Raw genomic sequence first — 25,210 nt, forward strand, 5'->3', positions numbered from 1 at the left:
TATATAAGATCCATCCAGCTTTACATTACTTCTTCAAAGATTCTGCAAGCTCAATTAATATATTTACTTGCCTTTCTGTAAACCCTTTGCCACTTTGCGCTTTAACTTGGTTCATAAATGCTTGAATCTGACCGTTGAGAGCAGACGTGTTACCTTTTGCTTCTGATTGTTTAGCTGCCATTAGTTTTGATTCAAAGGAGTTAAGATTTTCACCACTTCCATTTTCTGTTAGGAATTGACCGGTTAAGCTAGTTAATCGATCATAATCTACGATCACCACAATGTTGATGGATTGACTCGAACGATTTCCAGCCCCATCCACTGCTTCAGCAGAGAACGAATGAGTACCCAAGCCTAGCTTGTAGGCAGGAGTAGATATTTTTGTCTCTGTAGAAGTATCGACTCCTGATAACGCATCTTCTGTTTTAGAAGTGATTTCCACCATTTCGTCTACTCCAAATTCGACACCATCCTCAACAGAGAATGTAATAACTGGGCCTGTTTGATCTAGTTTAATCTCAATGGTCTTTTTATCTTCTACATTACCAGCGTAATCCTTACTCCAATAACTAAGAATATGCTTTCCATCTGTTTCAATGGTTGCTGTATTCCCTACCTGTGCCTCACCGTCATTTATTGAATAGTATGTGGCTTCCACACCTGATTTGTTATCTTCCGCTGTGAACTGTACTGTAACTAGTTTGTTGTACCACTCATTCGTTGTGGTTCCTTCCAATTCTGCTGTGGTTTCTGGTGCCATTTTATCCGCTACTTCCACAATACTAATGCTAGGTGCTGGTGGCGTCTTCATACCTTCACCAAGGAAAAAGCTTGTATGTGGAGGCTGATTGTAACCAACATTCTGCCATGCTACGGACAATCGATATTGTGGATCATGCATTAATGTAAAAATACGATGATCCGTTTTTTCCGTTGTCATATACACTCGTAAGGCACTGCTGTCATCTGTTCGCCAGATGATTTCTTCACGCCAATCACCAAATAGATCGGCTTGAAGGGTAGGATTTCCTTTTGTACTGTTATTGGACTGAGTTCCTTCTGCTGTTAACAAATTGAGTAATTTGTTTTCTTTGAAGTCCCATTTATCAATCGTTCCTACTCCTGTGGAAGTCTCCTGATTCCAGCTATGGTCCGCTAATTCACGAAGTAGATCTCCATCCCACCAGATCGCAAAGTTCGAGCTTGGGATATTGTCAGAGATTTTCTCTCCTGAAGATGAATGAAGTCCCCCTTCTCTACTATTCCATGCACCGGAAATCGCCCATGCTTCAGCACCACTGTATCTAGGATCAATATCGGCTGCTAGACCTCTACCTGTATCTTGACCCGTTTTTACACCCCAAAGGATTTCACCCGTTTCTGCATCACGCATATCGTAGCCGTATGGGCCGTCTTTATGTTCTTGTACAGCAAACGCTTCAAGACCAGGTCGATCAGGGATTAAATCGCTAACATGTAGCGCATCACCATGACCTAAGCCTGTGTTGTATAAGCCTTTTCCATCATCATCAATAACAATTTGACCATAGACGATTTCATCTTTACCATCATGGTCCACATCATTGACACTCAGGCTATGATAACCTTGCCCAACATAGTTTCGATACTCTTCTTGATTCGTATCAAACGTCCATTGCTTGGTTAATTTTCCGTCTTTAAAGCTATATGCTGCAAGTACAGTCCGTGTGTAATAACCTCTTGCCATCACAATACTTGGTGTTTCACCATCCAGATATGCAACAGCAGCTAGGAAACGGTCTACACGGTTTCCGTAGCTATCTCCCCATGAAGCCACATCTCCACGTGGTGGTTCATAGTCCGTTGTCACAAGAGCCTTCCCTGTTTGCCCTTCAAACACCGTTAAATATTCTGAGCCTTGAAGTACGTACCCTGTGCTATTTCTATGGTCAGCGTCTGCTCTACCAATCACATTACCAGCACCATCAATCGTTCCATCCGCTGTTTTGATAGCAATTTCAGCCTTACTGTCACCATCAAAGTCATATACTAAAAATGGTGAGTAGTGAGCTCCTGCACGAATGTTTTTGCCCAAATCAATTCTCCAAAGTAGTGTTCCATCTAGTTTATAGGCATCCAAGTACACATTGCCTGTATAACCAGCTTGAGAATTATCCTTCGAATTGGTTGGATCCCATTTTAGAACTAGTTCATACTCTCCATCCCCATCTAAGTCACCAACACTAGCATCATTTGCACGATACGAGTAAGGATCTCCCTGTGGGGTTACACCATCTGCTGGTTTTTTTAGAGGAATATCAAAATAGTTATTACTCCATACTTTGATGTTTCCAGCAATTTTCTTTTCTTTTCCATCAATAACCGATCGGATTTCGTATTTTGAATCGACCGTTCCATCTTCGTCAACCACATTCGTACTAGTCGAAATGGGCTCTTTCGTAATTTTTTCTCCATCTCTATATACGTTAAAGCTGATCTCTTTTGGATCTGTGCCGAGCATTCTCCAGCTAACCATAACACCTTCCTCAGTTTTCACGGCTGTTGGTGCACGATCTAAATCCTCCATCTGTCTTTTTAGTTTTGTAACAGCTGGTGTCTCAACGCTTTCAGAATGCTTAGACACTCCACCTGCGTTAACTGCTGCTACTTTATAAAAATAAGGGATGGTAGTTAACACGGTCTCATCTTTAAAAGAATTCTGTTTTGTTTTACCGATAAATTCAAACGTACTATCTTGTTTCTTTGAGCGATAAACATTATAAGAAATTGTACCTTCTGATTGATCCCAACTAATCGTAAGATCGTTTTTATTCACTTCTCCCACTTTTAGGTCAGTTGGCGTTTGTGGTACAGGTTGATTCGGATCAATCATCGCCACTTTTAATGGTGTGGAAGGTACCGTTTCTACATTTGCATGATCCACTGTTGTCACTGTGTAATGATATTCCATTCCAACATCCACCGTTTGATCAATGAATGTATTTGTGTTTGAGCTTCCTAGTTTTACATAGTCAGCTGCCCCTTCTGTTTTTCGATAAATATTATATTCCTTCGCTTCTTCAACTGTATTCCATGTGAGTGAAACGGAAGGTTGCTCTGGATCAAGGGAAAGGTCGGATACCTTTACTCCTGATGGTGCCGCTAGAATCGGTGTGATTTCAAGTCCATTCACAATTCCGGTTGAACCAGCAAATGTAAAGTTCATTTGGCCGTCTTTTACCGACACTTCTGGTACAATTTTTGTTGTGTAGTTATTTCTAGACGCAGAGATGGATCCATAATCTTGACCTTCAACTGCTAGAGTGGTTCTTGCACTTCCTAGCATATCTCCAACATAGACTTTCACAGAGTAAAGTCCATTCGGTACATCCACATTAAATTTCCAACCAACAGCAAAATACCCTAGCCAATCACGGATAAGATCACCACCTGATGAACGGTCTCTCCCGATCATTCCAGTAGAATCAACAATCCCGTATCCTCTTTCTGGTGTATAAAGAGTAGAAAGATTTACTCCTGTATATCCATCGGTAATTACACTTCCAGCTAGACCAAAATCGTACTTCATAGTCGCCGATTTTGTCTTTATGTCTACACTTTCGGATCTCTCTGACTCACCTTTTCCATTGACAGCAGAAACAACTACTTGATATGCTTTTCCTTCTTCCATCCCTGAAATATTTAAGCTTGGTAAAGTCGAAGTTCCAACAACAGAATAGTCACTGTCACCTTCTAATCTTCTATACACCTTATAAATATCAGCACCTTCTACTTTATCCCAAGTAATTTTCGCTCCCGCATTACTAATGCTGCTTGCGGTTACCCCTGTTGGTTTGTCAGGAACTTGAGCAGGTGGTGCAATATCTTGTACATACGATGACAAAGGAAGATTCAATTCTTTAATTCCACCAGAGACAAGTCGTGCAAGCTGAATAGCCCCGTACTCCTGGAAATGTGTATTATCCTGTGAGCCATTTGGGAATGCCTGATAAATGCCAGGTTCCGTATGTAGGAAGACTGATAATGTTCCCTCCGGTCCAATTGAATCATAGAAAGCCACACTTAATGAGCTCAAATCTACTAAAGCAACGTCTAATTCCTCTGCTACTTCTTTCATTCCTTGGACATACTCCGGAAAGCTGACATTAAATTTTCCTGTTTGTGCATTAAAATCACGTCGGCCTACAGGTGTGACAAGGATTAGAGTCGCTCCTCGTTGACGAGCTCCGTTAATATACGTCTTTAAATAGTTTTTATAATCAGGAACCGATGCATAACGCTCTGGAATACTGATGGTTGCATCGTTGTGTCCAAATTGAACTAAAAAGTAATCACCTGGTTTTATTTCCTGAAGGATGGTATCCAATCTTCCTTCGTTAATAAATGATTTCGTACTTCTGCCTCCGATGGCATGATTTTTGAACGACACATCACTACTAAAAAAGCGAGAAATCATCTGTCCCCATCCAGCTTCAGGCTTCCAATATTCATCATAGGTTTGAACCGTTGAATCACCTGCAATATAGACAGTTGGTACCTCTGTTGCTGATCGTTTTGGTAGTTTGGAAATAACCAATGCATTTATTTTTGGATTATCACCAGTAAGCTCAAAGCTTACTTGGCTATCAACCAATGCAAGGTTAAAGGTACGCTCCATATACTCCCCTTTTGCGACGTTCGTATTTTGCACCTTTTGGATATTTTCAGCCTTCACACCAACACTTGTTGCCTCCTCAGAATCTCCAGAAATAACCGTAATGCTGTAGTCTCCAGGCTCTAGATCTACTTGAAAGGAGGTTCCAATCGCTGAAATAAAATCAGACTTTAATTCATCCGATGTATTTCGATTCGTTGCGGTTACTTTCGTGACATCTGTAAATCCGTACGTTAATTCCGTTGTATAAGCCGTTTCAGGCGTCACCTGAGTATAACCGCTCAATGTGGTACTGTCCTTCGTACCAAAATCAAATTTCTTCACAATCGCTGGATCCTCTTCAGCGGCACTGGTTCCTTGAGGATTAAAAGGAATACTGCAAATCACCATCAACGCACTTAAAACAATAGAAATAATTCCTTTTCCCTTACGCTTTGTAATCAATAAGCTTCCTCCTTCATTTTTCTTATTGATTCTGTCAATCTAGGATGGTAATTTTTCACCTCCCCACCAATCTGAAATCGCTTACATGTAGAATTGTATTTATTTTCAGAAAATTATTGTAGCGAAAAAACAGTACTCTTTGTTTAAAAAACAGATTTCCACATCGCGAATCTATATAACTGCATTTCCCCAATATTGATGGTAAATACTATAAGTGGAGGTGAAAATGATGAGTAAAAAGGCTGGAATAAAGATTCATTTTATCTTGCTACTAATTGTTTTGGCTGTTTTAATTTGGTCCGCCATTAAACCTGTTGGGTATAGAATCTGGACATTGGAGGTACTGCCAGCAGTTATTGGACTACTTGTAGTGATAGCTATCTATAAGAAATTTCAACTCACAACCCTTTCCTATTTAATCATTGCTATTCTATCCATTTACACATTTATAGGAGGTCACTATACCTACTCTGAAGTCCCCCTTTTTGATTGGATTAAAGATGATTTTGATTTTGAGAGGAATCACTATGATCGGTTCGGCCATTTCCTAAAGGGACTTTTAATCATTGTTATAAGAGAAATCTTGATCCGAACCTCACCACTTTCAAAAGGAAAATGGCTAATCTTCCTATCCTTAAGTGTATCCCTTGCTATTGCAGCCTTATATGAAATCATTGAATGGCTCGTTTCAGTCATCACGCATGGAGGAAAAGCATCGAAGGATTTTTTAGGTACTCAAGGTGATATATGGGATTCGCAGTGGGATATGTCTCTTACCTTTGCAGGCTCAATCATTGCTTTGGTTCTCCTTACTAGTATCCATAACAAATACTTGAGGAAAAAGACGGATGGGTAAATACTCATCTATTTTTTTCCTTAGGTTAAACTATCTAAAGTAAGGAGGACATGAGATGAAGAATAAATTAGAGATGAATATCTTGAAAGCTTTACTAGTCATCAGTCTGGGATTGTTCATTAATTTAATAAGAAAACCTCCGATTAAAGATTGGTTACTGGTATTTTTAATTAAGAGTTATTTCGCAACCTTTATTGATAATCTACTTGTAAGAAAAGGGTTTCTTAAATATCCAGTGAATCTAATCAGCGGGTTTGATATCAGTGTTTTATTTAGTTATATTCTATTTCCGATTTCATGCGTGTATTTTAACCAAATCACGCGATCATCTAATGTTTTTGACATACTAAAAAAATGCCTTTATTTTAGTGTTCCATCTGCTATTGCTGAACACTTTCTAGAAAGAAAAACAAAATTAATAGCCTATAAAAAATCTTGGAATTCTTTCTATAGTTTTCTGTCAATTGCCTTTAGTTTTCTTTTTGTTCGTGGCTTAATGGGGATGATTAGAAATTTATCTAAAACTCAATCCCCTCATCAATGACTATACGTCTGGCATCATAAAGCAGTTCCCAGATAAGTATTAATCAAAATCGAGAGAGGTTTAGGATAACTAAACCTCTTCCTTCATAATCCCACATCCAATGGTTGTATAATAAAAATTATAGTACTCTTTCCACCTTCTCCAAAATCCCAATTTTTTTATAAACTCCCACTGCAATATCTAGCTAATTATGATGTTCCATTGAACTACGTATTTTATGGTAGAAAATAATCTGGATGATTTGAACAATCATGTAAATAGGAAAAGACCAATACATTTTATACCCCTTATCATAATGGAACAGACCAATCTTAAATCCCACCCATTCAGTAAAAACAGCAAAACCAGACCAAATAAAAAGGTAAAGAAGCATTTGAAATCCACCTATTTTTAGTTTTTGATATAAGTAAATAAAATAATAGCTAAAGGGGCCGTTCATTGTATAATATAGAAAGTCGAATAACTGGAAACTTGAATTGTCATTTACATCGTAAAAATCCCATGGTCTGATACTTAAGGTATGGTCAAAGAAAAAAACGATCGTAACTCCATACAAATAATGAGCAATTCCCTCCATTTTTGTGAAATGGAGGGTGTTTTTAAAATTAGAAAATTTAAGGAAAATATTAATACAATAACAAACCACTCATTCCAATCAAAAGACCTTTCATACTCGACTGTCATGCTTGGGACTCCTTTTTTACAACGTATAGCAGCATTTCCCTATTAATAACCCAATCAGTAAGTATCCAACATTTGTCACAGCTGCAAAAAACAAATTCCATTTCGTATATTCGAGTATTTTACATGTTGTTAAAAGCACATCCATGGCAATTAAACCTAAAAAGCTTATAAAGAGATAACTTGCCTTTATCCGCAACAACTTGGTACTATAAAAACCATTTATGAGTATGAGTACGAGTAGAGGTATGTTTACATCTCGATAGAGTAGAATAGCCGGAAATACCAATGGATTATCGGATGGTTTGATCCAACTAAGATTTAAAGACAGTAGGGTTATAACATTAGTTGTGATAATAGTAAGGAGCATGTATTGGATGGAGTTATGTAAAAAGGTGAATGTTTTTTTTTGAAAATAGAAGACAAGAGCTAATGTTAAAGCTATTACCAAAGTAAGTGGCAGACCTATCATTAGACATATCTCCTTTCTTACATTCACAGCTTTTCTGCATTATATGTATGTTCCCTCAAATTCTTCCAACTATTCATAGATGATGAATGTAAGCAAACAAAAAAGCATGGGAGCTAAGTTTAAGTGGTTCAGTTTTTGTGGAGAAACATTAGAAATAACCTATCAAATCATAACCCCAATCCCATAGTGATTGGGGCTTTAATAAATCTTATTAAATCAACGATTATTGAATTATTCTACATGAATTAACATAACAGTTATCCGTCTAAATCTCAGTATGACAATATCTATTGTCAACTTGTTTATTAGAGTGCGAATTCTTCTGTTAAAATACTCCTGTTTTGAATAAACCACTTATTCGGACAACAATAGGCAATTTCCCGTTCTTCCTGTCCGAATCTACCTCGTATTCGGACAACAATAGGTAATCTCCCGTTCTTCCTGTCCGAATCTACTTCGTATTCTCTCCTTCATCCATTGTTGCCTTACTATTCCATGTAACAAATCCCATATAAATAAGAAAAATAATACCAGCAAAAAGTTAAAGTAATCTTAACCAATCATATTCAAGAACCACAACGGATACTCCTAAGACCGCTAAAGAAATGAGTAACGTATCACAAATAGCAGCAGTAATAATGACTGGTAACGCCCCTAAAAATCGAGGCTGTGTGGTCCCTTGGTTAAAAACAAAAACATTTTGAACAACTAAAGGCAAAATTAACCCAAATGCTAAAATAAAACCATGAATAATTGCTTCAAACATGATAACTCCTCCTGATGCTATTTCTTATAGTTTATAAGAAATAGTTGGATGAGTCTCTACTAATTAATAAAGTCGAATTCCTAAGATACTGGAATTCGACTTTTTCATCTACTTATTCACATTCTTCAATGCCTTCAACGCTTTTCTTTCCAACCCATTTTCAGAAGAAAATTCTACAGCTGCTTTTGGTAAAGCATTTTTATTATTCTTAAATTGCTTATCTTTATTTTTCGCCATCCTGTCACCTTCCTTATGTTTGATTGGGAATACGGTTTTAGTTTACTTATTTTTTCCGAACGTATTCTCCTTTGAATAGAAGTGTAAATTTTGTATAAAATATCTTTGGTTAAAGGGAGGTGTTACTGTGCCAAATCGTAATGATAACAAGACCAGAAAGATTGAGTCTGAAAGCGCAAAGCGAGGAATGTCGCAGGAGGAATACGCTGCAGAATTAACAAGTAATAAAATGAAGAGCCAGCAGAAAAAGCAAAAGTAAATGCAAAAGGCAGGAGTTGAGTTCCTGCCTTTTGTATGATGGCAATTTATCATTTATTTCGAATGGTCTCCGATGTAATCGTGATATAATATTAAAATACTATATATACAATTACTGGGGTCTTTTCTATGAAATGTTTCTCTACTAAATCCTTGCTTGTGTTTATCTTCAGTCTTTTCGCTTTTATGTATCATCAGCAAATTACTTATGCTTCAAATAGCAGTATTGATATTCCAGCACAAATAAAAGAATTAGATGTGTCAGATAAGTTAACTATTCTGATTGATCAAAATCACTTATCCGAACAAGACATATTGGGTAAAAAAGATCAGTTTATTCCGATAGATGAAGCGAAAGTATCCGGGGATATGTCAGATGCCACTTATTGGTTAAAGCTAACTATATCGAGTTCTTTTACTTTCAATAAAGATCTTTTATTAGAATTGAAAAAACCACATTTAAGCACTGTGACATTATACACTTTAAAAAATAATACGCTCACGGAAGAAGAAACGATCGGATATAGCCTACCTTATGATAATAGAACGATTAAACATCATAATCTTGTCTTTCCACTAGGTTTACAACCTGAGACATCTTCAACATATATACTAAAAATACAATCAGATAGCTTTCTTCAAGCTCCTGTATATATTTGGGATCCGAATGCTTTTTCTGCCAGTAATTATGAAATGCAAACACTTCATGGTATTTTCTACGGTATCATGTTGGCCATGATTATTTACAATAGCTTTTTATTTCTCTCTTTAAGAGAAAAAAGTTATTTGTATTATATTTTATTCATTTTTGGATTTACCCTAATGCAGTCTATCTGGGATGGATTTGCCTTTCAGTGGCTTTGGGGAGATTATCCATGGTGGGCGATGAGGTCGAATTCCTTTTTTATCGTTTGGACATCGCTATTCTCTTTGCAGTTTGCGAAGCACTTTCTTCAGCTAAAAACGAACGCTTCGTTATTATACAAAGTAGTTACTGCTTTTAATATTTTTAGTGCCTTAGCCATCATACTACCTTTTGTACTTAACATTAGAACGGCAACGATGGTTAGCACGATTATTGCTACAATTGCGTTCACTATCATTTTGGCAATTGTTTTAAAGGTAAGATTCACTTCTAGAGAATCAAAATATTTCGTTACTGCATGGGCCCTTTTACTTGTCGGTGTTTTATTAAAAATCTGCGCTGCTTATCAGCTTTTACCTTTAAATGCCGTTACACTGTATGCACCAAAAATAGGGGGTTTAGTAGAAGTAATGATCCTTTCACTAGGGTTAGCTGATAAAATAAAACGCATTACATTAGAAAAAGAACAAGAAACAAGAAACGTTCAATCTTTAAAGCAATCAGCGATGTATGACCATTTAACCAAATTACTAAATCGTAAGTATTTTTTAGAATCATCCCAAGAAACACTGTCTCTAGCGAATGTTTCCAACCAGCCTGTATCACTTATGTTAATAGATATTGATCACTTTAAAAATATTAATGATACGTATGGTCATACTACCGGAGATCAAGCGATTGTATTTGTTGCTAATCAAATTCAAAAAGTATGTAAGAACTACGGGATCGTCGGTCGTTACGGTGGAGAGGAATTTATTGCTTTTTTAAACCACTTAGATCATCAAAGTGCTTCATCAATCGCTCAGGAACTTATCGAAATTCATCGTACAGTGCCTTTTATGTTAGAAAACGGTCATTCCCTATATCTAACCATTAGTATCGGGTTATGTAGCAATGATTTTCAAGAGTATAAAAATGTAAATGAAATGATTTTACATGCTGATCATTCCCTGTATTATGCAAAGAACAACGGTAGAGATCAAGTGGCTATTTATGGGTAGTAACTATATGTATGCAAGAGGGAACAATCCCCTCTTGCTATTATTTATTTCGCAAATCTATGGTTTCCAATCGTAATTGTTGTTTCACGAGAGAACACCCAGTCACTTGCCGCTGTTTGTGGATTGTAAAAGTATAATGAACCTTGTCCTTGCCCTTGGAACGCTAGTGCCTCATCAACTGCACGCTTTGATTCTTCATCTGCAGCTTGGTTAATGGTTCCATTTTTAACCGGTGTAAACGCATAATACCCTTGGTCAATTTGATAAATAACTTCACTTACTGTGTTAGGAAAATCTGGGTGGTTCACACGATTTAAAATAACTGTCGCAACTGCTACTTTTCCCGCATAAGATTCCCCTTTAGCTTCTGCACTTACGAGTCTCGCTAATAGATCCTTATCAGCTGCTGTCAAAGTAGTTGTCGGAATCACTAGCTTTTCACCTGGATATAATAGTGAAATGGTCTTGTTATTTTGCTTCATTAACTTAAGAACAGATACACCATACTTTGAACCGATATTCCAGAACGTGTCTCCTTTTTGTACTACATGTGTTTGGGTAGCAGCACCGGCTGCTGTTCCGAATCCAACCAATGTAAATGATAGAGTTGAGATCACTAGTAACTTTTTTAGTATTTTCATAGTTTGAACCTCCGATTGCTGTTTTCTCGAACAACTAGTAGATTACCAGATGTAACATACCGTTTCATGAACCAAATTTTCCCTACAACTAGTTAATCTTTACAATAGCAATAGTGTCAACGGTTCATACACTTTAAAAAGGGTGGAATTCCCAGCATATTTTAATCGTTTTTTTCTTGATTAGAGTGATATTACAAACATATTACTGAATGATGACAAGCTTTTAGTAAAATACCAACTGCCCCTCATTTTTGACCACTAATTTACCTCTACACAAATAAAAAAAGTAGAGCCGATTGACTCTACTTAATTAATATCCTTTAATACCTTCATGATAGCTGCCCAATCTAAGTCTCCCCAGCCTTTCTCAATCGCATAACTGTAGTGAGATTGTGCGAGATTGGCAATTGGCAGCTCCGTTGATACCTCATTTGCTGCATCGATCATTAAATTCACATCCTTTAACCCTAGCTTCAACTTAAAGCCAGCAGGATCAAAACGTTCATTTATAATCATTTTTCCATAAGTATTATAAACTGGTGAAGCAAACAGGGAATTAATAATTTCTAAAAACTGCTTTGGTTCAACGCCGTGTTTCTGCACCATAACGAGTATTTCTGATAAGGATTCTAACATGGACACAAGTAAGAAGTTATTTCCCAGCTTAGCCACATTTGATAAATACCCTTGATCACCAACTGTAAAAACATCTTGCCCTAACATTTGCAGGATAGGTATTACTTTCTCCCTTGCCTCTTCTGGACCTGCAACAATAAAGCGCAAAGCAGCGGCTGCAGCAGCCTCAGGGCGACCTAAAACAGTGGAAGAAACAAAATGTTGACGTGCATTTTCATGTTCATTCGTTAGTTTCTTTGCCAAATGCACGCTGATGGTGCTGATTGACACATGAATGCCACCTGGTTGTAACCCAGCAAGTATACCGTCATCTCCAAACACAACATTCTCTACAGCTGTATCATCGGAAAGTATGGTAAAAACGATGTCCGTATGACTGGCTGCTTCAGCAGGAGTATTTGCTATAAAGGCTCCTTTTTGGGCTAATTCTTGGCATTTGCTTATCGTCCGGTTGTATACCACTAATTCATAGCCATTTTGCAATAGATTTTCCGCCATCGGTAACCCCATACTGCCCAAGCCGATTAATCCAACCTTCAATGTCTTCACTCCTTATTTAAAAAAATTTATTTACTCTTTGAATTAGTTCTTCGATTTCATTTGAAGATACCGGCCGACTGAAATAGTACCCTTGGCCTTCCGAACAGCCTTTTTCTAATAAAAAGTCGAGTTGTTCCTTCGTCTCAATTCCCTCTGCTATAACAGCCATAGATAAATCTCTTGCTAACGTAATAACAGCCGAAACGATGGCCGCTTCGTTTAGATCATGCGGAAGAGAGCTAATAAAAGAACGATCAATTTTGATTTTATTTGCACGAAATTGCTTTAAATAGGTCATTGAAGCATAGCCTGTCCCAAAATCGTCAATCGAGACTTTCACTCCGATTTCTTGAAGCTTACTAACTGCATTTTGAATTAAATATTCATGTTTACTTAGCACACTTTCTGTAATTTCAATCTCAATGGATTCAGATGGTAGATCAAATTCTGCTAGAATCGCTTCCACCAAACTAGGGATATCATTTAAAACAAATTGTCTCACAGACACATTCAGAGCAACAGGCAAATGAGTGAGGTTCGACTCCCTCCACTTCTTTACCTGTAAACACACTTCCCGAAGAACCCATTCTCCTAGCACACCAATAAATCCACTTTCCTCTGCTAAAGGTATAAATGTGTCAGGACTGATGATCCCTTTCTCCGGATGTTTCCATCGGATAAGTGCTTCTAGACCAGTAAATTTACCTGTTGCCAACTGAATTTTGGGTTGATATTGTATGAAAAATTGATTTTGCTTGATTGCTTCACGAAGCTCACCTTGTAACATAAATAATTCAGTACCATGCTTCGTGAGGACATCATTGAACATTTGGATGGATTGTCCATCCTCCCCTTTTACACTATACATCGCGACATCTGCATTTCTAATTAATATGTCCCCTGTATGACCATGGCACGGATACATACTTATTCCAATACTAGCTGATACATAAAACTCTCGGTCATTAATAACAATCGGGTCTTTTATTGCTTGTAATATTTGTTCAGCCACTGCTTTGGGTTGTTTCTCATTTTTCATCTTTTTCAAAAGGATGACAAATTCATCACCACCCATGCGGGTTACGATCCCTTTCTTCGGAATATTTGACTGAATCCGCCTTGCTACTTCACTTAAAACCTTATCGCCTACCGCATGTCCGAAAGTATCATTAAAAGGCTTAAAGCGGTCTAAATCAATAAATAAAATCGCAAACTCATCTTGTCTAGTAATTAATCGGTCGATAACATCCTTTAAAAATGGATATTCGGAAGATTAGTTAACGTATCATGCGAAGCCAAGTATTGGATTTCCTTTACTTGATTATCCCTTTCAATCGCTACACCTGTTAAGTAACTGAATACTTTAAGTAATTCGATTTCATAAGATTTTGGTTTCCGTACGTCAGGATGATAGATCGCAAATGTACCGAATAATTCTCCTTGCGACGATAAGATCGGAATTGACCAACAGGAATGCAATTGATAGCTCAACGGGATGGTCTTCCAGTTGGACCAAGATGGGTCAGTTTCAATATCCGAGACAATAGCTATCTCTTTCGTAAAAGCTGCATGTCCACAAGATGCAAAGTTCAAGCCAACTGGAAATCGGTCGATTTTCTTTAAAAAGCTTTCTGGAAAACTATGTGAATAACCATTACGTAACCAATTCTCACTCTCTTCATAAAACATAATGGAGCAAATACTGTTACTAGATAGTGCCTCCACAGCATTCACAATATTTTGAACAACATTAGTTAAGGGTTCACCTGACGCAATCATTTGTAGGGCTTTATATTGTTTAACACTAATGGCTTGGTATTTTTCTTGCTCAGTAATATTTCTACCTACTACAACTAAACTATCCTCATGTCCGTTCTCATCGTACATAGGAATCTTTCTTACATGGAACGTATAGTCATTCCCATCCATTCGAAACGATTCTTTTAATTGATATTCTTTTTTACTTAACCATGCTTGATTGTCTGAATGAACACAAATAGGTCCATAATTCTCAAACTTTTTGTATTTCTGTGCCAGCTGTTCATCCGTTTTCCCTATATATGCCCCTTCCTCAATTTCAAATAGTTGCAGGGTCTTTTGATTTGCTTCAATCCATCGTCCATTCACATCTTTTACAATTAAATAATCACTACTTGTATGAAACACTTTCTCCAATAAATCGAATTTTTGGTTGCTCATGACATTACCTTCTTCTTTTATATTTCTTTTGAAATGTTAAAGGGGTATGGTCCATACTTTGTGAAATATAGAAAAGACCTACACCCAAAGGGATATAGGTCTTCCAATTATTCCCTTGGTAACTCAGCCATCATAGTTCCTTTAGAACCGTAGATCTGTAGCTTTGCGTCCCCACCTTTCAATGGGTTTGCCTTTTTCAATTTTATTTTTATTTTAGCAAACCCATTATAGAAGTTTTGTCGAAAATAGTCGATAACTATGATAAAAGTCACTGTTTTTTATCAAAAATCACTCTTTATCCCTATTAATTATCTGATTATAATTTTTGCTTAAAAAACATGTTTATCAAATATATTTTAAGGGTAAAAGTTTTTGGGGAATTGTAAAGGGGGAACATCTCTTGGAATTTACATATCAAGCTTCTTTTGACTTAAAACACTTTATTGAAGAAAATAAAGAAAAATTTAAGAACTCACTTCTTTTAGAGGCTGTAAATGTAAAAGGTCGGATTGATGAAATACTAAGAATCGGTAATATCAATTTAGTTTCGAATGCTCAAAAGCTAGTAATCGACATTATCGATGGCAATGAGGATGAACTGAAAGCTTTTGCCAAGAAAGAAGGAATTGTATGGGCTACCCATTCAATTGAATTATCCTTCAAACTGGAATGGGTTCAAGCCATACGACGAACAATTTGGATGTTTATTCAATCGTTTAACACTCTTTCCAACAAATACGAGTTAGATGACTTCTTTCAGCTAGAGCTACAAATCAATAACCGAGTCGACCAGTTTCTGAACACTTTCTTTATAAGTTATTCAAAATACAAAGATTCCCTGATTGTTGCACAAAGACAACTAGTTGAAAATCTATCAGTACCTATTATTCCAATCACTTCTTCTGTATGTATTTTACCTTTAATTGGGTCGGTAGACTCCTTCCGAACTGCGATATTAGAAGAAAAGGTTCTAACAGAGATTGGAAAACTTCGTATTCAAACGTTAATCATTGATTTATCCGGAATTGGCGATATGGAACCTGACGTTATCGATCATCTTATGAAAATTATCGACGGCACTTCTATGATGGGTTGCCACTCGATTATCACCGGTTTACGTGCAGAAGTTGTGAAAAAAATGATTCATATAGATGTTTCAGCATTCTTTAAGAAAACAAAAACATTAGGAACATTGCAACAAGCATTAAGGCAATATTTTGTTCAGTAAAAAAACCAGGGGTGTTTATTCCCTGGTTTCTATATCGCAAATCGATGGTTACCAATTGTTTCAGTCACTTGTCTTGTTAAAATCCATGTATCCGTTGCAATTTCAGGATTATAAAAATATATAGCCTCTGAATCATTCTCTTTGTCAACCAAGGCTTCTTCTACAGCTTCCATTGATTCCTCATCCGCCGGCTTGTTAATCTCACCATTTTGTACAGGAGAAAATGCATACGTACCAGATACCTGCTCATATACAACTTCTTTGACAGTATCAGGGAATTCCTCATGCTCTACACGGTTAATAATAACCTCTGCAACAGCCACTTTCCCTTTATACGGCTCACCTTTTGCTTCCGCAGTTACAAGTCGGGCCATTAATTCCTTTTCCTGATCTGTAACATTAATTTCCTTTTCATATAATGTTGGGAATTTATCATGATTCTCTTTCATTAATTCAAGAGTAGAATTGTCAGTTTTACTAACTACTTTCCAAGATGTTTCTCCACTTTTCACTGAAAGAGTTTGTTCAGCTGCGCTCGAAGTAGTTTCGAAACCAACCAATGTGAACGATAGAGTAGAGAGAACAAGTAGTTTTTTTAGAATGTTCATAAAAAATACCTCCTTGCTTTCGATAACAAGAAGGTTACCAGATGTAATATACCTGTGCATGTTCCAATTATTGGACAAATATTTTTTGTTGACACAATATATTGATAGACCGGGCTTTAACCACCAATATGATGGGTGGAATTACCATGTTTGCTTAAGAAAATAATGATTGCTTTTTTGTTTATTACATATATTTCAGGAATGTAACATGCGATTTTCCCACCTAAACAATACTCTTAAATCCATTTCCGACGACCTCACTCATATTATGTACACTAATAAAAGCTCGTTTGTCGATTTCATTGATATATTTTTTCAGTGAATGAAACTCGCTTCGTTTTAACACGATCGTGATGACTTCCTTTTGCTCGTTGCTAAAGGCTCCTTTTGCTTCATGTACGGTAGCGCTGCGCCCTAAATTTTCAATAATAAAATTCTTAATTAAATCGCATTTATAACTAATAATGACAACTTCCTTCGTTAAGCTAAACTGTTGAATTAAATAGTCGATAACGACTCCTCTTAACACAATTCCAAATAGCGCATATAACCCATTTTCCACCCCAAAGGCAACAATCGACAACAGCACGATGATCATATCGGAAAACAACACGGCTTTACCAATATCAATCGAAAAGTATTTATTTAATATCATGCCAATGAGGTCCATTCCTCCGGTTGACGCTCCTTCTTTCATCACGATGACCAATCCAAGTGCAGCAATTAATACACCTACCATCAGTTGAATCAACTTGTCTTCACTTAGCGGATTATCCATTGGAGCAACTTCCCCAAACAACCAAACCATAAACGATAACATAAAACTGGAGTATATGGTCTTTAGACCAAAGCTAAAACCGAGAAACATGAATCCTAATCCAAACAAAACCACATTAAAACATAACATTAACAAACCAATTGAAACGTTAGGAAAAAAATGATGCATCACAATGGTCAAACCACCTAATCCTCCGGCAGCGAACTGATTAGGTGCTAGGAAAAAGTGAATATTTATCGCTACTAGTGCTATACCTACATGTAGATTTATTAAATGATAGGCTTGTCTCACTCTTCTTGACCCCACTCAACGGATAGATCATAAGAAATCGGTGTTTCCATCATTTCTTTCACCTGAGACAGATCGTTCGTTTGACCTATGGCCCACATTAGTTTCGGTACAATTGCTTCTTTATTCATATCTCCAGAGACGATCACATTATACTGACTTACTTTCCGTCCGACTTCATATAAATATAGGTCTCCACCTTCTTCTAAACACTGAGTAGAGATGAGAACCGCAACACCTGCTTCTGTTAGTTCTTTTATCTTTGGCAACAAGCTTCGATCTTCGAAAGGAACCCCACCGTTTCCATAGCTTTCGATTATAATTCCCTTATACAACCCTTTTAAACAATCAAAAATTTCAGGCTTCGTACCAGGATGTAAGGTAAGAACGAATACATCCGGGCAAAGACTTACATCTAGTTTTAATGACTGTATTGTTTGCTCCGGTCTCCAGTAATAAGTAACCTTGTTCTCTCTTACTTGTGCCACGTATGGATGATTAATACTTTCGAACGCATCGAAACTTTTTGTTCTCATTTTAACTGCTCTTGTTCCAATGATCACTCGTCCATCGAAAACGACATAAACTCCACCTACGTTTTCACAAGCAAAGCAGATAGCGTCGTTTAGATTTTTTATCGCATCTGTTCTTTTGAAACTAATCGGAACTTGAGATCCTGTTACTACAACAGGTTTATTTAAGCCCTGTAGCATATAGGATAATGCAGAGGATGTATACCCGAGTGTGTCAGTTCCATGCGTAATAACAAATCCATCATATTGATCGTAGTTATCTGCAATTTTAGACGCCATTTCAATCCAGTGCTCCGGCTGCATATTCGTACTGTCTCTATTCATTAATATCTCACAAGTCACATCAGCAGCTAAAGATACATCGGAAGAATAGCTTAAGAGGTCCACTGGAGCTAGTCCTGGAACCAATCCGTCCTTTCCCTCTAACGATGCAATGGTCCCACCAGTTGCGAGCAGTAATATTTTTTTCATGGTTTCTCTTCTCCTCTACGTATATGTACGCGATTTGCAATTTATTATAAGCTTATTATAATTAATTCATTAAATAAAGCAATATATGTTTTCGATTCGCGCACATTTTTGTATTCTTGATATGACTAACATGCTATAATGAACAAAACAAACAGTCACTGGAGGAAGAATGAACCGTGCTATCTCGATTAGTAACTTTGAGAAAAAGTAGAAAGTGGTCGATGCAGGAAACGGCAGATCGTCTAGAAATCGCCAAAAGTACATACGCAGGATATGAGTATGGTTATAGAGAGCCATCTTTACAGGCGTTGTCTGATATCGCCGATTTATTTGAAACTAGTGTGGACCATATTCTTGGACGAAGTGAGCAATCGTTAGAGCTTACCAAATTAAATGGTCAGGAATCAATCTCACTAACACTTGACGGAGTATCATTATCAAAGGAAGAAATGATTGATTTTATCGCTTTTACACGTCTAAAAAGGGAGATATCAAGAAAGGAAACTTTCAGCGAAAAAGAAGCCTGAATCCAACATTCACGCTTCTCTTCTAATTACACTTTATTTTAAAAAGAAACCTTTAAAAGCAAAGGCAATGTTTTGCGGTCTTTCTGCCAAACGACGCATAAAGTAGCCGAACCAGTCATCCCCAAACGGAACATATACACGAACTTTGTATCCTTCTTTTACGAGACTTTGCTGAAGTTCGTTACGAAAGCCGTATAAAAATTGGAATTCAAATTGAGTAGTAGGAATGTTTTCTTGTTTGGCAAATTCCTTCACCTTCGCAATGATATTGTGATCATGGCTAGCAATTGCCGTGTAACTTCCACTTTTCAAATGCTCTTTAATGATCGTCAAATAGTTCTTGTCCACGTCAATCTTGTCTTGATAAGCAACTTCTGCAGGCTCCTTGTACGCTCCTTTAACAAGACGAAGTGGAACACCCGCTAATTCTTTCACATCTTGCTCCGATCGATATAAATACGCTTGAATAACCGTTCCCACATTGTCATACTCTTTGCGTAATTCCTTTAATATCTCTAGTGTAATTTGAGTACGTGTTGAATCCTCCATGTCAATCCGAACGAAGTTGTTGTATTGTTTGGCCGTGGAGACGATTTTTCTCATATTGTCTAAACAAAATTGCTTATCAATGTCTAAGCCTAATTGTGTCATTTTTACTGAGAGATTGCCATCTACTTTCGCAGAAGCCATTGCATGTAATGTTCGAACACAATAATCAGTTGCTTCACTAGCTTCTGTTTTGTTCGATACAAATTCACCAAGATGATCTAGTGTGGCAACGATTCCATTTTCATTTAACTTTTTCACCGCTGCAATGGCTGTTTCAATCGTTTCTCCAGCAACGACCTGGCTAGCACCAAAGCGAAGACCCCATTTTCGGGCAGCTTTGTTCATCGACTTGTTTTGAGACACCTTTAAAAAGAAATTTTTTGAAATCGCCTCTATCATTCTCTTTCTCCCCCATTATATCGGGGCTGCACATTGGTACGTGCAGCCCGAGCCAGAATTCAATTAGAACATTTCAGAAGTTGTTTTCGCTTGCATGTGTAATACTAGATAGTCTGGTCCGCCTGCTTTTGAGTCAGTACCTGACATATTGAATCCACCAAATGGCTGGTAACCAACAATCGCTCCTGTACACGTACGATTGAAGTAAAGATTTCCTACGTGGAACTCTTTTCGGGCTCTTTCGATATGGGCACGGTTATTAGAAATAAGAGCTCCTGTTAAACCATAGTCTGTGTTATTGGCAATCGTCATCATATGGTCGAAGTCACGAGCTTTACAGAATGCCACGACAGGTCCAAAGATCTCTTCTTGCATTAGACGGTCCTTTTCCTTCACATCCGCTACAATGGTTGGTTCGATGAAGTATCCTTTTGAATCATCACCATTTCCACCAGCAACAATGCGCCCTTCTTCTTTTCCTACAGCAATATAGCTCATGATTTTATCGTAAGCTGCTTTATCGATCACTGGTCCCATGTACGTGTTCACATCTTCTGGGTTTCCAAGTGATAAAGTCTTTGTAAGAGCTACTGCTTTTTCTAATACCACGTCGTATACATCCTCATGGATAACGGCACGTGAACCTGCTGAACATTTTTGACCTGAGAAACCAAACGCAGAGTACACGATAGATGTTGCAGCTAAATCTAGATCAGCATCTTTATCTACAACAACTGTGTCTTTTCCACCCATCTCAGCAATCACACGCTTTAACCAAATTTGACTTGGTTGTACTTTAGCAGCACGCTCATAAATACGGCAACCTACTTCGCGTGAACCTGTGAAGGAAACGAAACGAGTTTTTGGATGATCAACTAAGTAGTCACCAATTTCTGCACCACTACCAGGGACGAAGTTAAGAACGCCTTCAGGTAGTCCTGCTTCTTCCATTAATTCCACAAACTTAGCTGCCACCACAGGCGTGTTATTGGCTGGTTTTAGTAAAACAGAGTTTCCTGCAACAATTGCCGCTACGGTTGTTCCAGCCATGATGGCTAACGGAAAGTTAAAAGGAGAAATTATGACACCTACACCAAGTGGAATATAATTGTATTGGTTAAATTCTCCGTCACGGCTTTGAACGGGTACACCTGCAGAAAGCTGATTCATTTGTCTTCCGTAAAACTCTAAGAAGTCGATTGCTTCCGCTGTATCAGCATCCGCTTCTTTCCACGGCTTCCCAGCTTCTTTAACTAGATAGGCAGAAAATTCATGCTTACGTCTACGCATGATGTTAGCCGCACGAAATAACACATTGGCACGAGTGGCTGGTTCTACATTTTTCCAAGATTCAAATGCTGCTAATGCAGCCTGCATGGCCTCTTCTGCAACTTCCTTGCTCGCTTTTGAAACCGTTCCAACTACTTCTTCTTTATTTGCAGGATTAAAAGAAATGATTTTTGAATCTGTCGTAATTTTTTTACCACCAATCGTTAGTGGATACTCTTTGCCTAATTTCGAATTAACTAATTCCAAAGCCTTTTTAAAAGCTTGTTGATTTTCCTCAAGTGAAAAATTTGTAAATGGTTCATGTTTGTAACTATACATAAACATCCTCCTCTTTGTTCGTATACCATTTTATATGCAAGTAGCGTGCCAACTTGAAAATGTACGAATATGTGAAAATTGTGTGTACAGACCATTTACAACATTGTAAAATATGTGTAAAGTCTTTACAGTTTTGTAAATCACATTAACAGCAGTAGGTGACTATATGATAAATAAAAATATGTTACTTCAAACTCTTTCCCAACCGATTGACGGAGCTATTTATATCGAAGAAATGCAAACCTATCCCCTACATGCTCGATTGTCAGATGTAAAAGCTTTAGAGGATGTCCTTTTAGTAGATGATACTGGTGCTCCAGCTTTTGTTGTTCCGAAATCGGCACTTTTCGAAGTCATTTTTCAAGAATGGAAAAGCTTGTCCAATATGTACGAAACACTATTAAGGGCGGTCGATGATGCCATTACAATCGTCGATCAATCGGGGGAGGTTGTCGCCTGGAATCCAAAGGCAGAGGAACTTTACGAAACAGCTGCTGAAACCATCATCGGTTACCCCATTACGAACTTTTTCCAAAAAGAATCGGTCGTATTAATGAAGACATTAACAGACGGTTCAACGGTTACTCGACAATACAATCAGCCAAAACAAGATGTACATGTGCTTATTAACTCCCTTCCTTTGATAAGTAATGGAGAGATTGTTGGTGGAATTTCAGTAGAACGAGATATTACTGACATCGTAAAACTAAATGATGGGTTAACAACGACTGCTGCGTATATTCAGGATTTGGAAAGTCAAATTGAGCCAAATGAAATCGACGACCCTTTTTATAAAATTAAAGGTCGCAGTCAAGCCCTGAATACGACTATAACCCTTGCGAAAAAAGTAGCACGCACAGACGCAACCGTCATGATTACAGGGGAAAGTGGTGTTGGGAAAGAGTTATTTGCACAAGCCATTCATAAAGCGAGTACACGTGCTGAGGGACCATTTGTGGACTTGAACTGTGGAGCGATCCCTGCTGCCCTTTTTGAAAGTGAATTGTTTGGATATGAAAAAGGAGCATTTACGGGTGCAGTGAAGGAAGGGAAACTTGGGAAAATTGGAGCAGCGAAGAATGGAACATTGTTTTTAGATGAAATTGGCGAGCTCCCACTTGAGTTGCAAGTGAAACTACTTCGCGTATTACAAGAAAAGCAATACTATCGAGTGGGTGGGAATGAACCCATCCCCATTGATGTTAGAATTATCGCTGCAACCAATCGAGATTTAGAAAAGATGGTAGAAGAAGGATTGTTCCGTGAAGATCTGTATTACCGATTAAATGTCGTTGTCGTGCCTCTCCCTCCTTTACGCGAGCGGATCGAGGATTTACCTGAGCTCGTGCAATTATTTTTAAAAGAGTTCTCTGCTAAATACGACAAGCCTGTTCCCGTTGTTGCGCCAGAGGTAATGGTCACATTCATGCATTCTACATGGAACGGAAATATCCGTCAGCTCAAAAACACGGTGGAACGAATGATGATTTTGGCTGATGACAATATCATCACCGTTGCCGAACTGCCAAACGCCCTTTTTAAAAGCAGAGCCCAGCCAACCGTCAATGTGTTGCGTGAGGAATCGTTTGAGGATGAACGATCCAAAATATCTCAAGTTCTTCATCAAACATATGGAAATAAATCCGCAGCTGCCAAAATGCTCGGCTGGTCACGCGTGACTTTATATAATAAGATGAAGAAGTATGGATTGTAAATTTAGTTTATTAAGTTTATGACCTTTAGCAACCTATAATATCTAAGCTCGGGTTATAAAAGACTTTTTATGACACGAAAGATCTTTTTTCCTCTCTTCGGGTTATAAAACATGCTTTATGACCCGAAGGAGATATTTTTTCATCTCCACGGGTCATAAGAAATTTATTTTTAAAATGCAGGACTCAATTCGCTCCACACATCAAATCCATTTCCATCAAGGTCGTAAAAGACAAAGTTTCTTCCTGCATGCCCACGATTTTCGATTTCTCCAACTTGCACCCCTTTTTCTTTAAGATCTTGATGTAATTTCTGTAAGGAATCTATTCCATCCACTTCAAATGTGACTGAGAACCACTTCTCCCCTTTATAATCTAAGAAATTAGAACTTTGATTTTCACTTGCCTTAACTAAGAAAAAACTCTGGTTTGCGAGATTAATAATCGCTTTGTCTGCGTCTTGATAGCTTCTTTCTGCAGCTAGATTAGTCACGTACCAGTCAGCAGAGTGCTCCACATTTTTTACTGGTATATACGTCGTTCCTACCCTGATTAATGTTTCACTCATTTTTGTTCTCCCTTTCAAATTGAAGATTACATCCTTGCCTTTTCCCCTGAACACGGAAAACATTCGATCTCGCCATTAGTATCCACTACCCCATTAAGAAAACCATCCAAGCAGAAAATCGTCTTCCCACATTTCTTACATTTCCCTACTTCTTCATGCATCCATATCACCTCAAGTTAGCTTGTCTTGCTCTTTGTTATTTATATCGTATTAAGATATTATTTTGTATTTTGATTATATCATGTTAAGATATAAATATCAATCAGATGAGAAAGGTTGAAAATAGTTGAGTTCTCTTTTATCAAAGGAAATATATGAATATTTAGGTGAATTTCGTTATCAGCTCCGTAAATTTCTTAAATTTAGTGAGTCGGCAGCCAAAGAACAAGGGATTACCCCACAACAGCATCAATTAATATTAGCCATTCAAGGGTACCCTGGAAAAAGTATTGTTACGACAGGCGAGTTAGCAGAAAGACTTCAAATAACTCATCATGCATGTGTTGGACTGATCGATCGCTGTGAGGAAGCTGGTCTTGTTGAAAGAGCGAGTAATCCAGAGGATGGCCGGAGCGTGCTTATTCGTGTGACCACTAAAGGACTAGAGATACTGGAAAAATTATCAGAAATCCACTTAGAGGAAATCAAAAACATACAGTTATTTAAACAATTTACAAGAATGTAACCAAAAGCGGTTTGCATGTTGAGATCGCATGTTTCACCTCCGTTAGCACAGGGATAAATATTGCACCAATCTCATTTTTCATCGGATTCTTCATGGCGTTACCTCCGTTATTTTTATTTAATAATTCTTCCAACCGTGCACATACTACTACCGATACTACTTGAAAGTGAGTTGAATGAAATGTCTCATCAAGGAATGCAAAACAAAGATCAAACTAGAGAACAAATTGAAAAACAGGATAAGCGTAATGATGTAGAGCTAGGCGATGATTTTCAAATTGGAAACTCAAAATCACAAAGTCAGAAAAAAAGTGGACGTCAAGCGAACAGAAAATAACCTCTTTATTGAGGTTATTTTCATTTTTATGGAAACGAAAACCCCGGGCTAGGCCCGGGGTTCCAAAAAGCTTTCAGCGTGGTATTAAAAAAACTTCCCCGTGGTGCTAAAATATTTTTGGTTCGC

General features: G+C 37.6%; 23 protein-coding genes, 1 pseudogene and 1 riboswitch. Of the genes and pseudogenes, 9 read left to right on the forward strand and 15 right to left on the reverse strand.

Annotated features, from left to right (window positions below):
- Positions 1–25 precede the first annotated feature (25 nt).
- Positions 26–5,044: a rhamnogalacturonan lyase family protein gene (locus ACQ5H4_RS19565; RefSeq protein WP_430776685.1), complete on the reverse strand. Its 5,019-nt coding sequence runs from the start codon at positions 5,042–5,044 to the stop codon at positions 26–28.
- 283 nt (positions 5,045–5,327) lie between these two features.
- Here ACQ5H4_RS19565 and ACQ5H4_RS19570 point away from each other — a divergent pair, with 283 nt between their 5' ends.
- Positions 5,328–5,954 carry a DUF2238 domain-containing protein gene (locus ACQ5H4_RS19570; protein WP_430776661.1) on the forward strand — a complete coding sequence of 209 codons (627 nt, stop codon included), beginning with the start codon at positions 5,328–5,330 and terminating at the stop codon, positions 5,952–5,954.
- 55 nt (positions 5,955–6,009) lie between these two features.
- On the forward strand, positions 6,010–6,498 hold the full coding sequence (locus tag ACQ5H4_RS19575; RefSeq protein ID WP_430776662.1) for a CBO0543 family protein: 489 nt from the start codon (positions 6,010–6,012) through the stop codon (positions 6,496–6,498).
- A gap of 184 nt (positions 6,499–6,682) precedes the next feature.
- On the opposite strand, the gene ACQ5H4_RS19580 is transcribed toward ACQ5H4_RS19575, so the two are convergent.
- The 4 genes and pseudogenes from ACQ5H4_RS19580 to ACQ5H4_RS19595 form a co-directional block, all read right to left on the reverse strand.
- A complete protein-coding gene (locus tag ACQ5H4_RS19580; protein WP_430776663.1) occupies positions 6,683–6,871 on the reverse strand; it encodes a hypothetical protein in 189 nt (62 codons plus the stop codon).
- A 327-nt stretch (positions 6,872–7,198) separates the two neighbouring features.
- Positions 7,199–7,651 (reverse strand): hypothetical protein, encoded by a 453-nt coding sequence (locus ACQ5H4_RS19585; protein WP_430776664.1) that lies wholly within the window; start codon positions 7,649–7,651, stop codon positions 7,199–7,201.
- 463 nt (positions 7,652–8,114) lie between these two features.
- Positions 8,115–8,417: pseudogene (locus ACQ5H4_RS19590) on the reverse strand (LysE/ArgO family amino acid transporter); the annotation flags it as partial.
- A 108-nt stretch (positions 8,418–8,525) separates the two neighbouring features.
- Positions 8,526–8,654 (reverse strand): hypothetical protein, encoded by a 129-nt coding sequence (locus ACQ5H4_RS19595; RefSeq protein ID WP_430776665.1) that lies wholly within the window; start codon positions 8,652–8,654, stop codon positions 8,526–8,528.
- Positions 8,655–8,781: 127 nt separating this feature from the next.
- Here ACQ5H4_RS19595 and ACQ5H4_RS19600 point away from each other — a divergent pair, with 127 nt between their 5' ends.
- Both ACQ5H4_RS19600 and ACQ5H4_RS19605 read left to right on the forward strand, forming a co-directional pair.
- Positions 8,782–8,913, forward strand: a complete 132-nt coding sequence (locus ACQ5H4_RS19600) for a hypothetical protein (protein WP_285852229.1) — start codon at positions 8,782–8,784, stop codon at positions 8,911–8,913.
- Between the two features lie 128 nt (positions 8,914–9,041).
- Entirely contained in the window at positions 9,042–10,778 is a 1,737-nt protein-coding gene (locus tag ACQ5H4_RS19605) for a sensor domain-containing diguanylate cyclase (RefSeq protein ID WP_430776666.1), read from the forward strand.
- Positions 10,779–10,822: 44 nt separating this feature from the next.
- On the opposite strand, the gene ACQ5H4_RS19610 is transcribed toward ACQ5H4_RS19605, so the two are convergent.
- From ACQ5H4_RS19610 to ACQ5H4_RS19625, 4 genes are all read right to left on the reverse strand, one after another.
- Complete coding sequence (locus ACQ5H4_RS19610; RefSeq protein WP_430776667.1) at positions 10,823–11,419, reverse strand: cell wall hydrolase; 597 nt, start codon at positions 11,417–11,419, stop codon at positions 10,823–10,825.
- 306 nt (positions 11,420–11,725) lie between these two features.
- Entirely contained in the window at positions 11,726–12,595 is an 870-nt protein-coding gene (locus tag ACQ5H4_RS19615) for an NAD(P)-dependent oxidoreductase (protein ID WP_430776668.1), read from the reverse strand.
- Positions 12,596–12,611: 16 nt separating this feature from the next.
- Positions 12,612–13,838: a putative bifunctional diguanylate cyclase/phosphodiesterase gene (locus ACQ5H4_RS19620; RefSeq protein ID WP_430776686.1), complete on the reverse strand. Its 1,227-nt coding sequence runs from the start codon at positions 13,836–13,838 to the stop codon at positions 12,612–12,614.
- Positions 13,839–13,846: 8 nt separating this feature from the next.
- Positions 13,847–14,794, reverse strand: coding sequence for a GAF domain-containing protein (locus ACQ5H4_RS19625; protein WP_430776669.1), 948 nt, complete (start codon positions 14,792–14,794; stop codon positions 13,847–13,849).
- A 114-nt stretch (positions 14,795–14,908) separates the two neighbouring features.
- Positions 14,909–14,996, reverse strand: a riboswitch (cyclic di-GMP riboswitch).
- Positions 14,997–15,194: 198 nt separating this feature from the next.
- On the opposite strand from ACQ5H4_RS19625, the gene ACQ5H4_RS19630 reads away from it, so the two are divergent.
- A complete protein-coding gene (locus ACQ5H4_RS19630) occupies positions 15,195–16,022 on the forward strand; it encodes an STAS domain-containing protein (RefSeq protein WP_430776670.1) in 828 nt (275 codons plus the stop codon).
- Between the two features lie 29 nt (positions 16,023–16,051).
- Here ACQ5H4_RS19630 and ACQ5H4_RS19635 read toward each other — a convergent pair whose 3' ends face one another.
- From ACQ5H4_RS19635 to ACQ5H4_RS19645, 3 genes are all read right to left on the reverse strand, one after another.
- Positions 16,052–16,630: a cell wall hydrolase gene (locus ACQ5H4_RS19635; protein ID WP_430776671.1), complete on the reverse strand. Its 579-nt coding sequence runs from the start codon at positions 16,628–16,630 to the stop codon at positions 16,052–16,054.
- 223 nt (positions 16,631–16,853) lie between these two features.
- Positions 16,854–17,699 (reverse strand): YitT family protein, encoded by an 846-nt coding sequence (locus ACQ5H4_RS19640; protein WP_430776672.1) that lies wholly within the window; start codon positions 17,697–17,699, stop codon positions 16,854–16,856.
- Complete coding sequence (locus tag ACQ5H4_RS19645) at positions 17,696–18,700, reverse strand: asparaginase (protein ID WP_430776673.1); 1,005 nt, start codon at positions 18,698–18,700, stop codon at positions 17,696–17,698. The genes ACQ5H4_RS19640 and ACQ5H4_RS19645 overlap by 4 nt, the downstream gene beginning before the upstream one ends.
- Before the next feature lie 176 nt (positions 18,701–18,876).
- Between ACQ5H4_RS19645 and ACQ5H4_RS19650 the strand changes: the two genes are divergently transcribed.
- A complete protein-coding gene (locus ACQ5H4_RS19650) occupies positions 18,877–19,227 on the forward strand; it encodes a helix-turn-helix domain-containing protein (protein ID WP_430776674.1) in 351 nt (116 codons plus the stop codon).
- Between the two features lie 33 nt (positions 19,228–19,260).
- Here the strand turns inward: ACQ5H4_RS19650 and ACQ5H4_RS19655 are convergent, their stop codons facing one another.
- Complete coding sequence (locus ACQ5H4_RS19655) at positions 19,261–20,175, reverse strand: proline dehydrogenase family protein (RefSeq protein ID WP_430776675.1); 915 nt, start codon at positions 20,173–20,175, stop codon at positions 19,261–19,263.
- Between the two features lie 63 nt (positions 20,176–20,238).
- The gene (gene pruA, locus ACQ5H4_RS19660) at positions 20,239–21,783 is read right to left on the reverse strand and encodes an L-glutamate gamma-semialdehyde dehydrogenase (protein WP_430776676.1); all 1,545 of its coding nucleotides are present in this window, start codon (positions 21,781–21,783) and stop codon (positions 20,239–20,241) included.
- Between the two features lie 166 nt (positions 21,784–21,949).
- Between pruA and ACQ5H4_RS19665 the strand changes: the two genes are divergently transcribed.
- Positions 21,950–23,497 (forward strand): sigma-54 interaction domain-containing protein, encoded by a 1,548-nt coding sequence (locus tag ACQ5H4_RS19665; RefSeq protein ID WP_430776677.1) that lies wholly within the window; start codon positions 21,950–21,952, stop codon positions 23,495–23,497.
- 170 nt (positions 23,498–23,667) lie between these two features.
- Here the strand turns inward: ACQ5H4_RS19665 and ACQ5H4_RS19670 are convergent, their stop codons facing one another.
- Positions 23,668–24,063 carry a VOC family protein gene (locus ACQ5H4_RS19670; protein WP_430776678.1) on the reverse strand — a complete coding sequence of 132 codons (396 nt, stop codon included), beginning with the start codon at positions 24,061–24,063 and terminating at the stop codon, positions 23,668–23,670.
- A 286-nt stretch (positions 24,064–24,349) separates the two neighbouring features.
- On the opposite strand from ACQ5H4_RS19670, the gene ACQ5H4_RS19675 reads away from it, so the two are divergent.
- Positions 24,350–24,748 carry a MarR family winged helix-turn-helix transcriptional regulator gene (locus ACQ5H4_RS19675; protein WP_430776679.1) on the forward strand — a complete coding sequence of 133 codons (399 nt, stop codon included), beginning with the start codon at positions 24,350–24,352 and terminating at the stop codon, positions 24,746–24,748.
- Positions 24,749–24,928: 180 nt separating this feature from the next.
- On the forward strand, positions 24,929–25,084 hold the full coding sequence (locus tag ACQ5H4_RS19680; RefSeq protein ID WP_198158786.1) for a hypothetical protein: 156 nt from the start codon (positions 24,929–24,931) through the stop codon (positions 25,082–25,084).
- Positions 25,085–25,210: the final 126 nt, after the last annotated feature.

Source organism: Bacillus coreaensis, assembly GCF_050586445.1.
GTDB lineage: Bacteria > Bacillota > Bacilli > Bacillales > Cytobacillaceae > Robertmurraya_A > Robertmurraya_A coreaensis.